The sequence below is a fragment of the Bradyrhizobium sp. HKCCYLRH2060 genome, from assembly GCF_051168135.1.
GTDB lineage: Bacteria > Pseudomonadota > Alphaproteobacteria > Rhizobiales > Xanthobacteraceae > Bradyrhizobium.
On sequence record NZ_JBNPUK010000001.1, the window covers coordinates 23,092 to 37,537 of the forward strand.

The 14,446-nt window shown below is 65.1% G+C and carries 11 protein-coding genes; 4 read left to right on the forward strand and 7 right to left on the reverse strand.

The genetic code is table 11. The annotated features are described in order from the left end of the window. The 7 genes from ACQR10_RS00130 to ugpB all read right to left on the reverse strand — a co-directional run bounded on the left by ACQR10_RS00130 (position 1) and on the right by ugpB (position 8,408). A complete protein-coding gene (locus ACQR10_RS00130) occupies positions 1–180 on the reverse strand; it encodes a DUF4089 domain-containing protein (protein WP_315801629.1) in 180 nt (59 codons plus the stop codon). Positions 181–206: 26 nt separating this feature from the next. Continuing rightward, entirely contained in the window at positions 207–2,021 is a 1,815-nt protein-coding gene (locus tag ACQR10_RS00135) for a dipeptide ABC transporter ATP-binding protein (protein ID WP_434863652.1), read from the reverse strand. A 138-nt stretch (positions 2,022–2,159) separates the two neighbouring features. Further along, positions 2,160–3,059: an ABC transporter permease gene (locus ACQR10_RS00140; protein ID WP_434863653.1), complete on the reverse strand. Its 900-nt coding sequence runs from the start codon at positions 3,057–3,059 to the stop codon at positions 2,160–2,162. Beyond that, positions 3,056–4,069 (reverse strand): ABC transporter permease, encoded by a 1,014-nt coding sequence (locus ACQR10_RS00145; protein WP_434863654.1) that lies wholly within the window; start codon positions 4,067–4,069, stop codon positions 3,056–3,058. The genes ACQR10_RS00140 and ACQR10_RS00145 overlap by 4 nt, the downstream gene beginning before the upstream one ends. 196 nt (positions 4,070–4,265) lie before the next feature. Then, positions 4,266–5,888, reverse strand: coding sequence for an ABC transporter substrate-binding protein (locus tag ACQR10_RS00150; RefSeq protein WP_434911734.1), 1,623 nt, complete (start codon positions 5,886–5,888; stop codon positions 4,266–4,268). A gap of 213 nt (positions 5,889–6,101) precedes the next feature. Continuing rightward, complete coding sequence (locus tag ACQR10_RS00155) at positions 6,102–7,055, reverse strand: aminoglycoside phosphotransferase family protein (RefSeq protein ID WP_434863656.1); 954 nt, start codon at positions 7,053–7,055, stop codon at positions 6,102–6,104. 27 nt (positions 7,056–7,082) lie between these two features. After that, positions 7,083–8,408, reverse strand: coding sequence for a sn-glycerol-3-phosphate ABC transporter substrate-binding protein UgpB (gene ugpB, locus ACQR10_RS00160; RefSeq protein ID WP_434863657.1), 1,326 nt, complete (start codon positions 8,406–8,408; stop codon positions 7,083–7,085). Between the two features lie 519 nt (positions 8,409–8,927). Between ugpB and ACQR10_RS00165 the strand changes: the two genes are divergently transcribed. From ACQR10_RS00165 to ACQR10_RS00180, 4 genes are all read left to right on the forward strand, one after another. Further along, positions 8,928–10,913 carry a sensor histidine kinase gene (locus tag ACQR10_RS00165; RefSeq protein ID WP_409997902.1) on the forward strand — a complete coding sequence of 662 codons (1,986 nt, stop codon included), beginning with the start codon at positions 8,928–8,930 and terminating at the stop codon, positions 10,911–10,913. Further along, positions 10,883–12,628, forward strand: coding sequence for an ATP-binding response regulator (locus tag ACQR10_RS00170; RefSeq protein ID WP_316182052.1), 1,746 nt, complete (start codon positions 10,883–10,885; stop codon positions 12,626–12,628). Before ACQR10_RS00165 ends, ACQR10_RS00170 begins: the two co-directional genes overlap by 31 nt. After that, positions 12,625–13,368: a response regulator gene (locus tag ACQR10_RS00175; RefSeq protein ID WP_315801637.1), complete on the forward strand. Its 744-nt coding sequence runs from the start codon at positions 12,625–12,627 to the stop codon at positions 13,366–13,368. Before ACQR10_RS00170 ends, ACQR10_RS00175 begins: the two co-directional genes overlap by 4 nt. Positions 13,369–13,599: 231 nt before the next feature. Beyond that, complete coding sequence (locus tag ACQR10_RS00180) at positions 13,600–14,211, forward strand: sigma-70 family RNA polymerase sigma factor (protein ID WP_315801638.1); 612 nt, start codon at positions 13,600–13,602, stop codon at positions 14,209–14,211. The last annotated feature ends 235 nt before the right edge of the window (positions 14,212–14,446 follow it).

Here is a 14,446-nt window from a genome sequence, read left to right on the forward strand (position 1 = left end):
CTAAGCGGTGAAGACACTGGCAGGCTCGGCTTCGTCGGGCAGGGAGAATTCGTCGACCAGCTTCGCCATCCTCAGCGAGACCTCGAGATTGGCCCGGATCGCCGGGCGCCACGCGTCCTCGATCGGCAGGGCCAATGCACGCCCGACTGCGTCGATGTAGTCGTCCAATGGCTCCGCCATCAGCTTTTCCCTTCAAGCTTTCACGCTCAATGCGCCGGCAATGGCGGGTGCGGAATCGCCGTCAACAACTCCCGCGTATAGGCATCCTGCGGATCACCTAGCACACGTTCGGAGTTGCCTTCCTCGACGATTCGACCCGACCGCATCACGATCACACGATCGCACAACAGCCGCACGACATTCAAATCATGGGAGACGAACAGATAGCTCATACCTAACTGCTGCTTGAGGTCCTGCAGCAGATTGAGCACGACCGCCTGCACGGAGACGTCGAGCGCCGCCGTGGGCTCGTCGAGGATGACGAGCTTCGGGTGCAGTGCGATGGCGCGCGCGATGCCGACGCGGGCCTTTTGGCCGCCGGACAATTGATGCGGGAAGCGGTCGAGCAGGTTGAGCGGCAGACCGACCATGGTCGCGAGCTCCTCGCAGCGCGCACGAAGCGCGTCGCGGCCCCTGATATCGCCGAGCTGCAGGACTGGATCGGCGATGGCGCGCGCCGCGGTGAAGCGCGGGTTGAGGCTATCGGTCGGATCCTGGAACACCATCTGGATCCGGCTGCGCAGCGGCAGCCGGGCAAACGCCTGCGGCAGGATGTTGCCGATCTCCTCACCATCGAAGCTGATGCGGCCCGACGTCTGGTCGAGCAGCCGCATCACCATCATCGACGTGGTCGATTTGCCGCAGCCGGATTCGCCGACCAGGCCAACGCTCTCGCCATGACCGACCGTGAAGCTGATGCCGTCGACCGCGCGGAACACCTCCGGCTCGACCGCCGGCCTCCGTCCGAACAGCTTTGACAGTGTCGCGGTAGCGCCCTGGCGCGGATATTCCTTGACCAGTTTGTCGACGAGCAGGAGCGGCCGAACGCTACCCGCACTCCGCTCGCCCTCCCCACTCCGCTCGTCACCCCCGGGCTTGCCCCGGGGGTCCATCGCCTGGAGCGAGTCCTGCGAAGTGGGATGGATGGCCGGGTCAAGCCCGGCCATGACGGAGAGAGTATTAGGCGCCGCCAGCGCCTCCTCCTCCGGCAGCAGATCCCGCAGCGACACGCCGAGGCGCGGCGTCGCGCGCATCAGCTTGCGCGTGTAGGGATGCTGCGGGTTGGCGAAGATGTCGGCGGCCTTGGCGGTCTCGACCACCCGGCCCTTCTCCATCACCACCACGCGATCGCAATAGGCCGCGGCGAGACCGAGATCATGCGTGATCAGGATCGTCGACATGCCCCGGCTCTTGGTGAGCTCGACGACCAGGTCCATCACCGCCTTCTGCGTGGTGACGTCGAGGCCGGTGGTCGGCTCGTCGGCGATCAGGAGCTGCGGGTTGCAGGCCAGCGCCAGCGCGATGACGACGCGCTGGCACATGCCGCCGGACAATTCGAACGGATAGGCGTGGTAGCGCTCGCGCGGGCGCGCGATCTTGACCTGCTCGAGCGCAGCTATGGCCTTCTCGGCGCGATCGGTTGCGGCCGCCTGGGCGTGCTGTTTCAGCACGTCCTCGATCTGCTGGCCCACCTTGCGGATCGGGTTGAGGGCCGCGCGCGGGTTCTGAAAGATCATCGAGATCTCGCGCCCGCGCAGATCGCGCATCGCGCTTTCCTCGGCCGCCCTGACGTCGACGCCGGAGAACATCACCGATCCCTCGGCAATGCGCCCGGCGCGATCGAGGATGCGCATCACCGCATACGACGTCACCGACTTGCCCGAGCCGGACTCGCCGACGATCGCGAGCGTCTCGCCCTTGGCGACGGAGATATCGACATGCTGCACCGCCTTGACGACGCCGCGCCGGGTGGAGAATTCGACCGTGAGATCACGGACGTCGAGCAGCGGCTGGGCGGTCATGTGTGGCTCCGCGTATTCCCATCGTCATGCGCGGGCTTGACCCGCGCATCCATCAGACCGACGAAGTCTCGCTTGAGGGGATGGATTGCCGGGTCAAGCCCGGCAGTGACGGAGTTTTGTTGGGACACCCTCATCCCATTACGTCCTGCGCTGCGGATCGACGATGTCGCGCAGGCCATCGCCGAGCAGATTGAAGCAGAACACCGCGATCATCAGCGCGAGACCCGGAAACAGCGCGATCCACCATTCGCCCGACACCATGAACGAGGCACCCTCTGCGACCATGATGCCCCATTCCGCCGTCGGCGGCCGCACACCAAGGCCGATGAAGGACAGGCCGGCGGCATTGAGGATGGCGTAGCCCATGGTCAGCGACATCTGCACGATCATGATCGGCATGATGTTCGGCAGGATGTGGCCGAGCAGGATGCGCATCTCGCTGTTGCCCGACAGCCGCGCCGCCTGCACGAAGCCGGCGTTGCGGCGGACATTGGCCTCGGCCCGAGCGACGCGCGCATAGAGCGGGAAGTTCACGATCGCGGTGGCGATGATGATGTTCTGCACGGTGTTGCCGAGCGCCGCGACGATGCCCATGGCCAGCACGAACAGCGGGAACGCCATGATCGTATCGGCAACGCGGCCGACGATGCGATCGGTCCAGCCGCCGAAGAAGCCGGCGGCGACGCCGGCAAGTCCGCCCATGAAGAACACCAGCGCCACTGATGCGACCGCGATGAAGGTGTCGAGCCGGGTCGCGACCACAACGCGGCTGAAGATGTCGCGGCCGAGCTGATCGGTGCCGAACCAATGCGCCGCCGACGGCGGCTTCAGCGCCGACGCCGTGTCGCTGGCCAACGGATCATACGGCACGATCCACGGGCCGAAGATCGCAGCAAACAGGATCACGACCAGAAGCCCGAAGGCGAAGCCCGTGACCTTGTTCTCGGCCAGCACATAGCGCGTGTGCCCGATCAGGGCCATGAGACCGGAGGTGCGGGCGGAGACAGCGGGCTCGATGGTCGGCGCGACGGTGCTCATCCTTCCAGCCTCACACGGGGGTCGATGACGCCATAGAGAATGTCGATGACGAGGTTCAGGACGACGTACATCACGGCCATTGTCAGCACGAAGCCCTGCACCGGCGCGAAGTCGGAGGCGATCAGCGCCTCGACCGCGTAGGAGCCGATGCCGGGCCAGGCGAACACCTTCTCCACCAGCACGTTGGCGCCGAGCAGGAAGGAGAACACCATCGACAGCGTGGTGATGACCGGAAGCATGGCGTTGCGGAACGCGTAGGTCACGGTGACGGTCGAGGGCGACAGCCCCGAGGCGCGCGCCGTGCGCACGAATTCCGACGACAGAACCGAGAGCATCGAGGCGCGCGTCATGCGCGCGATCGGCGCCAGCGAGAAGATCGCCAGCGTCGCGGCGGGCAGAATCAACTGGTTCAGCGCCGAGCGGAACGCCTCACCGTCACGCGCGATCAGCGTATCGATGAGGTAGAAGCCGGTCACGGGATCCGGCGCGCTATAAAACACGTCGAGCCGGCCGAGCGGCGCCGGCGACCAGCCGAGCCGGAAGTAGAACACATACACCAGCACCAGCCCGGTGAAGAACACCGGCAGCGAGACGCCCGCGGTCGTGACGATACGGCAGGTATGGTCGATCCACGACCCCGGCCGCGTCGCCGCGAGCACGCCGAGCGGCAGCGCGATCGCGACCGAAACCAAGAGGCCGAGCAGTGTCAGCTCGGCCGAGGCCGGCAGGCGGTTGCGGATCTCGCTGGCGACCGGCTGGCCCGTGGTCAGCGAACTGCCGAGGTCGCCATGGGCGAGATCGACGGTGTAGCGGAAGAACTGCTCGATCAGCGGCTTGTCGAAGCCGAGCTTCTTGCGGATCTGCTCGACGGCCTCCTTGGTGGCGGCAGGTCCGGCAAAGTACGCGGCGGGATCGCCGGGCAAGGCGCGGGTGAGCAGGAAGGTAACGATCACGACGCCGATCAGCGAGGGGATCGCGAACGCGAGGCGCTTGGCGATGAGCATCAGCATGGCCAAGGCCTCGCCGGATTTTCCACCGCTCCCACGACAATACGCAGTCTGCTCCCTCCCCCCTTGTGGGGGAGGGCTGGGGTGGGGGGTGAGCCGCGGCGACGGTGGGTGGGGTTACCCCCCTCCCCGCCCCTCCCCCACAAGGGGGGAGGGAGTGAGAGAGCTCGGCTCACATAACCAAGGCAGCTCACGCAGCTCATCCCTTCACCAGCGCGCGATAATCCAGCCGACGGTGGAACCAGTACTGATAGCCTGAGATGTTCTTCTGCATCGCGACGTTGACGAACGGCTGATACAGCGGGATGCGCGGCACCTCGGCGAAGGCGAGGTCGACAAAGCCCTTCACATCGGCATCATAGGTCGCCTTGTCGCCCACCGCGGCCGCATCACGCGCGCCGTTGATGAGCTTGTCCATCTCCGGCGACTTGTAGCTCATCGTGTTGAACACGGAATTGTTGCCGTGATAGCACCAGTAGAAGAAGTACTCGGGGTAATCGAGCCAGCCCGAGAAGATGTTGGTGAAGAGCGGCATCTCCTTCTTGTTCAGCTCGGTACGCCAGTTGGCGCCGGGCACCTTGTTGATGGTGGTCTTGATGCCGAGCTGGGCGAGGCTCTCCTGCACCAACACGCACAAGGGCTCGTTGACCTGCGCGAAATTGAGGTCGAAGGAGATCGTGGTCTCGAAGCTGTTGGGGTAGCCTGCTTCCGCCAGCAGCGCTTTTGCCTTCTCCATGTCGGTGAAGTACTTGGTCGGCTGCGGCCACGCCACCTCGGTCGCCTTGTCGGCTGGCGCACCGAACATCGGATTGGCCAGGCCGAACATCACGGCATCGATGATCTTCTGATAGGGCATTGCATAGGCGAGCGCCTGCCGAACCTTGGGATTATCGAACGGCGGCTTGGTCACGTTCATGCCGATATATTGGATACCGTTGGAGATCGGCAATGAGATCACGGTGTGCTTGCCGTTCGACTTCATCTCCTGGAAGTCCTTGTTCGGCAGCTCATAGGAGATGTCGGCATCTCCGCGCTCGAGCAGCGCGCGCCGGTTGCCGGCCTGCGGCACCATGCGCCAGATCACGCGCTTGATCTTGGGTAGCGGACCGCACACCCAGTCGTCGTTGCGCTCCATGATCACTTCGGTACCGGCGGTCCACTTCGTCACCTTGTAGGCGCCGGAGCCCGCGGTCTGCTGCTTGGTGTATTCGAGCCCCCACGGATCCTTGTCGGTGGCGTTCTTCTTCACCAGTTCGGAGTTCACGACGCAGGGTACGATGACGGCGAGATCTGGGATCGTCAGCCGATCCTTCTTCAGGAAATCGACCCGCACCGTGTGGTCGTCAACGATGACGAACTGCTCCGGCTTGGCCAGCGAGCCCGCGCTCATCTGGAAAGTCGGAAAGCCGCCGACGCTGACGGCGCGATCGAGCGACCACTTCACGTCCTTGGCGGTGACCGGCGTGCCGTCGTGGAATTTGGCGTTCTTGCGGAGCTTGAAGGTGGCGGACATGTCGCCGATGGTCATGTCCTCGGCCAGCTCGGGCTTGAACTTGTCGCGGTCGTAATACGGCACGCCGCCCGGGCCGCTCTTCATCTCGTGGCTGATCAGGCGGTCGTAGCAATTCCACGAGACCTCATAGCCGGGCACGTTGGTGCCGACGCCGTGGATGTCGAGGTTGTTTGGACCGCCCTCGGAGACGATGAGCAGCGTCTCGGACCGCGCATCGGCCTTGGCCGACGACATGATCGCCGGCGCCATTGGCAGCGCGGCCCCCGCAGCCAGACCGGACACGGATTTCAGAAAATCGCGACGCTTCATCAAATGCTCCCACCAGAATACGACCGGCGGGAACAATGATCGCAAGCTTCGTGCCAAGCCTCACGATCGACTAAGCCGTTGAAATTGCGGGTCTCACGACCTCAAACGTCGCGTCACCTCCATGCAGAATTGCATACATAAGTGCGAATTTGCACAAATTATAGTCTCTCAATACGCCGTGCGACCGATTTACGCAGACGGGACACCGGGACATCAGTCCGGCCAGATCAGCGCCTGAAGCTGATCGAAGTTGCGGATCCTGCTGGGCCAATCCGGGATGCAGATGTGCCGGACAGGATCGCTGGCCTGATGCAGCAGCATCAAGGCCAGCAGCCGCCGCTTGAGCTGCCAGGTGACGTCGGCCGGCGCGAATCCGTAGCCGTGGAACAACGCGCGCACGCGGCCGGGATGGCCCGCGGCCATGAAGGCGCTCGGCCCGAGCAGGTCGTATTCACCGAAGCCGGCCATGACGTCGCCGAAATCGAACAGACCGCTGATGCGCCAGCCGTCACCATGGCGAGAGACGAGAAAGTTCTCCGGAATGTATTCGCCGGTCAGGATGACGGGCCGTGGGTCCGGAGGCAGCAGCGCGGCGGCGTCGCGCAGGAGATCATCCAGGCCGGCAAGCAGCGCCTCCGGCAGACCGAGCCGCTGATGGCGGGCGCGGCAGCCTGCGAACTGCCCTTGCAGGAAGTCGGACCAGCGCGGGCCGATCGCGAGCAGTTCGCCAGGGGGCACAAGCTGCACCTCCGCAATCAGCTCTCCGACGTCTCTCAGCAAGGATTGCTTCCCGCGCTCGTCGAGCCCGGGCCAGACCTCCGCGGCCGGAATGCCGTCGAGCCGCGTCATGATCAGATAGGTCCAGCCGTCCCGGTCACCTTCGTGCAGCAACTCAGGCGTGGCGACCTGCTTCAAGCGTCCGGCGAGCACGCGCAGCGTACTCCGCTCGGACAGAAACTGGCGCCGATGGAACGGAGGAAACAGTTTCAGGATCAGCTCGCCGCCGATTCCCGCGACGAGGTTGGTGCCGGCTGCAAAGGGAGCGAGGCCCGGATGCTCGCAACCGTGGTGGCGCACGATATCGCGCGCCACCGGCAGCCATGCCGCGACATCAGCGCGAAGGCCACGCAGCTCGGCGCCCGCAGTGATGTCCGGCAATCGGCCCATCAGTGGCTCACTCGTGCAACGCCGTCATCAGCGATCCGGGCTCGCGCGCTCGAACTGGCGCAGCAGACGGTTGCCGCGCTCGACGGCGGCATCGAGCGCCGTCTGCGCCGGTTTGCGGCCGCTGAAGGCCTGCTCCATCTCGTCCTCGATGGCATCACGGATCAGCACGAATGAGCCGAGCCGCAGGCCGCGCGAATTTTCCGTGGGCGGATTGAGCGTCACCTGCTCGATCGAGATCGCCGCGCCTGGATTGCGGTCGTAGAAGCCCTGCGCGCCTGTCAGATCGAAGGCCGCCTGCGTGATCGGCAGATAGCCCGTATTCTGGTGCCAGGCGGCCTGAACATCGGGCCGCGACAGATAGGCGAAGAACTTGGCCACGCCCTTATACTCGGCCGCCGGACGGTCGCGGAGCACCCACAGCGTCGCGCCGCCGATGATCGAATTCTGCGGCGCGCCCGCAATATCGGGCCAGTACGGCATCATACCGTAGCCGACCTCGAACTTCGAATTCGCCTTGATGTCGGCGCGCGTCGCCGAGGAGCCGATGAAGATGCCGCACTCGCCCTTCTGGAAACGCGGCTCGGCTGCCTGGCCGCGGCCGCCATAGTCGAAGACCTTGCTCTTCTGCCATTCCGCGAGCTGGGCGATGTGCCGAATCACCTGTGGATTGTTGAATGTCAGCACGGCGTCCAGTCCGGCAAAGCCGTTGGCCCGCGTGGCGATCGGCAGATTGTGGAAGGCGGAGAAATTCTCCACGTTGATCCAGGCCGGCCACGACGTCGTGAAGCCGCAGGCAACGCCATTGTCGCGCAGCCGCCGGGCGGCCTTGCCGAGCTCGGGCCAGGCCTTCGGCGCCGCGCCCGGATCGAGCCCGGCTGCGCGAAACTGATCCTTGTTGTAGTAGAGGATGGGCGTGGAGGCGTTGAACGGAAACGACAGCATGTTGCCGTCAGCGTCGGCATAGGTGCCGGCGATGGCGGGCAGATAGGCCGACGGCGAAAAGCTCTCCTGCTCGTCGCGCATCAGCTCGTAGACCGGGTAGATCGCGCCCTTGGCCGCCGTCATCGTCGCGGTCGCGATCTCGTTGACCTGCACGATCGCCGGCTGGCTGCGCGAGCGGAATGCGAAGATGGCCGCCGTCACGGTCTCCGTATAGCTGCCCTTGTAGCTCGGCACGATGCGATAGTCGGACTGCGAAGCATTGAAGTCGGCGGCCAGCCTGTCGACCTGCCTGCCGAGCTCGCCCGACATCGCATGCCACCACGCGATCTCGGTCGCGGCCTGGGCCGTGCTTGCGCCAACAACCGTCCAGAGCAGGGTTGCAAACGAAACAGAACGCAGAAGGACCGTCACCGGGAGGCAACTCCAATTCGATGAATGAATAGGCCCGGGCTGAGATCGCAATCGGACCGAAAAACCGGGTCCAGCAACCCAAGGCTGCAACAAACTATCAACAAACCATTGACGCGTATCGCTTTGACGTCAGAATGGACTTATAGCACCTGTTCGGGAGAGCATTGAACCTTTTCACATCCGGGCCGACCTCATCATCAAGGGGAAAGTGTTGCCTGTGTACCGCGCCCATCTTTCGTCGATCTCGAGAGTGGACGTCACGCCGGTGCTGATGCGCGCTGAGGCGGGCGCGCGGTACCGCTCGTCCCTTTTACGCCTCCCGTACTCCGCGGCGCGGTTAAATGCGCCGCAGCATACAAATCCGGGTGCCCGCGGCGGATCGCGCGCAGGCCGGTTCCGTAAGCCCGGTCCGAGGTAGCGATCGTGGCGCGATCCGAGCAGCGGAAATCCGTCGCGCGGCCGCTCAGCCTGGCGGTCCTGGGGCGGGCACGAATCGTGCGCGCGCTGCGGGCGGTTCCGATCCGCTGGCGCATCCTCTCGATCGCCGCGCTGAACTCGGCGGTCGTCATCGTTCTGGCGGCGCTGATCTGGAATGGCGCGACGGTGCTCGGCACGGCCTGGGACGACGTCCGCCAGGTCCGCGAATCCGACAAGGTCCTGGCCCTGCTCGAAAGCGAGACCAGCCGGCTGCATAACCTCATCCATCGCTACATCAATCAGCCGAGCCCGGAGCTGTTCGCCGAGATCCTGCTGCTGCGCGAGGCCGTGCTCGGGACGCTGACGACGCGCGCCTCGACCGACCCGATGCTGTCGGGATCGGTCGAGGAGCTGGAGCGCGTCACCGTGCGCTTTCTGGACGGCTTCGGCGAGCTGCGCAGCCTGCAGGCGACGATCTCCAAGACCTACGAGGAAGAGGTTCTCGGCCCCGCCCGCGACATCGCCGGGCTGTATTCGGTGATCGAAGGCGCGACCGGCCATCGCGACGCGCAGATCTGGCCCTCGCTCGGCAAATCGCGCGAGGCGTTCACCGCCATGCTGGTCGCGGCCAATTCCTACTATCTGTCGCTCGCGCCCGCCTCCGCCGACGACGCGCGCCGCAACACGGAGACGATCGAGAAGACCATTCCGGTGATGTCGAGCCTTGCGGACAATGATCTGCAGCGCCTGGCGCTGCAGCGGCTGTCGGCCCGGACCGCGGCGCTGCGCGCGGGATTCTCCAAGCTCACCGATCAGCTCACCAACCGCACCGAGCTGCTGCGCAACACCATCGATGCGAGCCAGGCCGAGACCATCGGCGCCATCGACGGCCTGTCGGTGAAGATGCGCCAGCACGAGCAGAAGGCGCAGGCGACGTTCGATCGGACGTTGAAGGACATCTCCCGCCGCGTCCTCTCGATCGCGGTGATCTTCCTGGGAGTCATCCTGTCCGCCGGCGTGCTGATCGCCTTGTCGATCCGGCTGCCGCTGCAGCAGATCATGGCCTCGATGCGCGCGATCATGCTGGGCGACTACGACCGCGAGGTCCAAGGCACCGAGGCGCGCGACGAGGTCGGCGCGATGGCCCGCGCCGTCGAGACCTTCCGCGAGAACGCGATCGCCAAGCGCAAGACCGAGGACGAGCTCCGCGCCGCGAAGGAAGAGGCCGAGAGCGCCCTGCTCGAACTGAGCGCCGCACAGCGCAACCTGATCGATGCCGAGCGGTTGGCGGCGCTGGGCGGGCTGGTCGCCGGCGTCGCCCACGAGGTGAACAATCCGATCGGCATCAGCCTGACGGTGGCCTCCAGCTTCGCGCGCCGGGTCGAGATGTTCGAGGCGGCGCTGCGGTCGCCCGAAGGCGGCCTGCGCCGGTCGCAGCTGGAGGAGTTCGTGCGCACCTCGCGCGATGCATCGGAGCAGCTGGTCGCCAATCTGCAGCGCGCCGGCGAGTTGATCCAGTCGTTCAAGCAGGTCGCGGTCGACCGCTCCCATGCGGAGCGACGGACCTTCGTCCTGAGCGAGGCGACCGATCAGATCATCACCAGCCTCAAGCCGGTGCTCAAGCGCGCGCCGATCACGCTGGCGGTCGACGTCCCCGAAGGGCTCTTCATCGACGGCTATCCCGGATTCTACGGTCAGATTCTCACCAACCTGTTCCTCAACGCCGTCAACCATGCCTTTGCCGACGGCCGCGCGGGCACCATCTCGATCACGGCGCGGCCGCGCGGCGCGGATGACATCGAGATCATTTTCGCCGATAACGGGGCCGGCATGACCCCCGACGTGCAGCGCCAGGCCTTCGATCCGTTCTTCACGACACGCCGCAACGAAGGGGGAACGGGGCTCGGGCTGCATATCGTCTACAATCTGGTGACGCAGCAGCTTGGCGGCCGCATGATGCTGGAATCCCGCGAGGGACAAGGCACCACCTTTCGGATTATCATGCCGCGGGTCGCCAAGGGCGGCGCCGAGACAGCAATGGGTGACGGAACGACGCAATGGCCGAACAGGACGATGTCCTCCAACTGATCGAGGATACCGGTTTCGACGAGGACGACCGTTCGGCCCGGAAATGGAAGATCGCCGTCATCGACGACGACCATGCCGTGCACGAAGGTACCCGCTTTGCGTTGTCGGACTACAGCCTGAACGGCCAGGGGCTGGAAATCCTCTCCGCCTATTCGGCGGCCGAGGGCCGCGCCCTGATGCGGGAGCACACCGACGTCGCAGCGGTGCTGCTCGACGTCATCATGGAGACCGACGTCGCCGGGCTCGAGCTCGTCGAATACATCCGCAACGAGATCAAGAACGAGACCGTCCGCATCATCCTGCGGACCGGACAGCCCGGCCAGGCGCCGGAGCGGCGCGTCATCGTCCAGTACGACATCAACGACTACAAGGCCAAGACCGAGCTCACCGCCGACAAGCTGTTCACCTCGCTGACGGCAGCGCTGCGCAGCTACCAGCAGCTCGAGCGCATGGTGCAGACAAGGCGCGGCCTGGAGATCATCATCGACGCCGCCTCGACGCTGTATGATTTCAAGTCGATGCAGCGGCTGGCCGAGGGCGTGCTGACCCAGATCGCGTCGCTGCTCAACGTCGATTGCGCCGGGATCCTGGTGCTGCGCGACGACGGCAGCCAGACCGAGGATTTCTCGGTGCTGGCCGGCTCCGGCTGCTACAGCCGCTTCTCCGGCGCCGTCACCTCGCGCTCGCTCGATCCCGACCTGCGCGACATGGTCGAGGCCGCCTTCAGGCAGCGCAGCAACGAATTCGCCGACCATCGCACCGTGCTCTATGTCCGCACCGGCTCGGGGCGCGAGGTCGTGGTGCTGCTGCAGGCGGAGCGGCCGCTGTCCGAGACCGACCGCTCGCTGGTCGAGATCTTCTCCAGCCGGCTGTCGATCGCCTTCGACAACGTGATCCTCTATCAGCAGCTGCATGAGGCCAACACCCAGCTCGAGGACCGCGTCGCCCAGCGCACCCGCGCGCTGATGCAGGCCAACCGGCGGCTGTCGGCGCAATGGCTGCGGCTGCAGCGCGCCAACGGCTTCAAGAACGAGATTCTCGGCACCGTCGCCCATGACCTGAAGAATCCGCTGGGCGTCATTCTCGGCCGCACGGAAATGCTGACCGAGTTGATCGCAACCGGTGCATCCGCCGAGGGCATCACCAGCCAGGTCGGACATATCCGTGATGCCGCCAAGCGGCTGACCTCGATGGTCGACCATCTGATCTCGGATGCGATGGCCGACGCCTTCGACATCACCATCCGCCGCGAGCCGGTCGACATCACAGCCCTGATCCACGAGGTGGTCGAGGCCAACCAGCCGCTCGCCCTCAACAAGCAACAGGTCATCGAGGTCTCGGCGCCGACGCTGCTGTCGACGATGTGCGACATCGACCGGATCCGCGAAGCGATCGACAATCTCTTGAGCAACGCCATCAAGTACAGCCCGATCGGCGGCAGGATCATCGTGAATGCCTCGGACGATGGCGACAACACCATCATCGGCATCACCGACCAGGGCGCTGGCCTCTCGCCGGAGGATCTCGGCCGGCTGTTCGGCCGGTTCCAGCGGCTGTCGGCCAAACCGACCGCGGGCGAGAGCTCGACCGGGCTCGGCCTGTCGATTGTCAAACGCATCGTCGACATGCATGGTGGCGAGGTGACGGCCAGGAGCGAAGGGCCGGGATCCGGATCGACCTTCACCATCACACTGCCGGCGGCCGAATTGTCATGAGTCAGAGCCAGCACATCATCATCGTCGACGACGAGGCGCCCGCCCGCGAAATGGTGGGTGATTACCTCAAGATGCACGGCTTCACCGTGACCTTGTGCGATGGCGGCAAGAGCCTGCGCAGCGCCATCGAAACCGGCCCGGCCGATCTCGTCGTGCTCGACCTCAACATGCCCGAAGAGGACGGATTGTCGATCATCCGCGATCTCAAGGGCCGCACCAACATCCCCGTGATCATGCTGACGGCCACCGCCAGCCCGATCGACCGCGTGGTCGGGCTCGAGCTCGGGGCCGACGATTACGTCGCCAAGCCGTGCGAATTGCGTGAATTGATGGCCCGGATCCGCTCCGTGCTGCGCCGCAGCGGTCCAGCCAAGGCTGCGGCGGCCGTCACGGAGACCGCTCCGGCCCAGGCCAAAAACCCGCAATTGGTGCGGTTCGGCACCAAATGGCTGGATCTCGATGCCCAGGCGCTGCGCGACGACGAAGGCAACGAGCATCCGCTGACGGCTTCCGAGTACGGCCTGCTCAAAGTGTTCGCCGCCAACCCGAAGCGGGTGCTGTCGCGCGAGCGGCTGCTGGAGCTCGCCAATGCCCGCGATGCCGAGGCCTTCGACCGCGCCGTGGACCTGCGAATCATGCGGATCCGCCGCAAGATCGAGCCCGATCCGACCAAACCGGCCGTGATCCGGACCATTCGCGGCGGCGGCTACCTGTTTTCCCCGGCCGGCGACAAGGCCTGAAGCGGGCCAGCCGGCGGCAGCCGGAGCGACCTGTTCGCCCGCATTTCGTTCCGCAAATTGGAATAAGGCACAATTCCGCCACGACTGTTTCGCGATGTGCGGCGCGACGAAACATTTCCGCAGGCGCACGAAACCATTTTCCTGTTTTCGTGCAGACGTCCCGAAACGGGCGCTCCTTAACAATCCATCCCGTCGAAACGCCGCAAGGGGGCGGCGGAACGGGAGAGTGCCATGCAGAACGTCGTTGCCATCAATTCCGCAGCCAGCCAGGGCATCATCGCAGCCCAGGCGACCACGGACGACATGCTCCTGGAGAGCATTGCCGATGGCGATCGCACCGCGATGCACACGCTTTATGCGCGCCACAATGTGCGGGTCTATCGCTTCATCCTGCGCATCGTGCGCGACACCACGATCGCCGAGGACCTCGTCAGCCAGGTGTTCCTGGACGTCTGGCGCACCGCCAAGCAGTTCGAGGGCCGCTCGCAGGTCTCGACCTGGCTGCTCTCGATCGCCCGCTTCAAGGCGCTGACCGCACTGCGCCAGCGCCGCTTCGAGGACATCGACCAGGACGAGGTGCGCGAGATCGCCGACGACTCCGACACGCCGGAAACGTCGCTCGAGCGTTCGACGACCAGCGCCATCCTGCGCGCCTGCGTCGCCAAGCTGTCGCCGGCGCATCGCGAGATCATCACCCTGATCTACTACCACGAGAAGTCCGTGGAGGAGGTCGGCCAGATCATCGGCATCCCCCAGAGCACGGTGAAGACCCGCATGTTCTACGCCCGCAAGCACCTCGCCGAACTGCTGCGCGGCGCCGGCGTGCACAGCCTCGCCGCCTGATTCACCTTCATTCTCGTCGGGACCAAGGTCCCGGCGGGTTCCCGTGACGACGACATCGAGAAAATCGCCGAACGAAACAATTGAAACAATCGGCGAAATCACCTGGAAAATTTCGGCCGCTAGAACGTTATCCATCAGCCGAGCCTCAGTCCCCCAGCTGATCTCGGTTTGGAGCGAGCAAATTCAAGGTTACCTCCACCTTCCAAGGTTGCTCCGAAGACCCGGCGGATGCCCC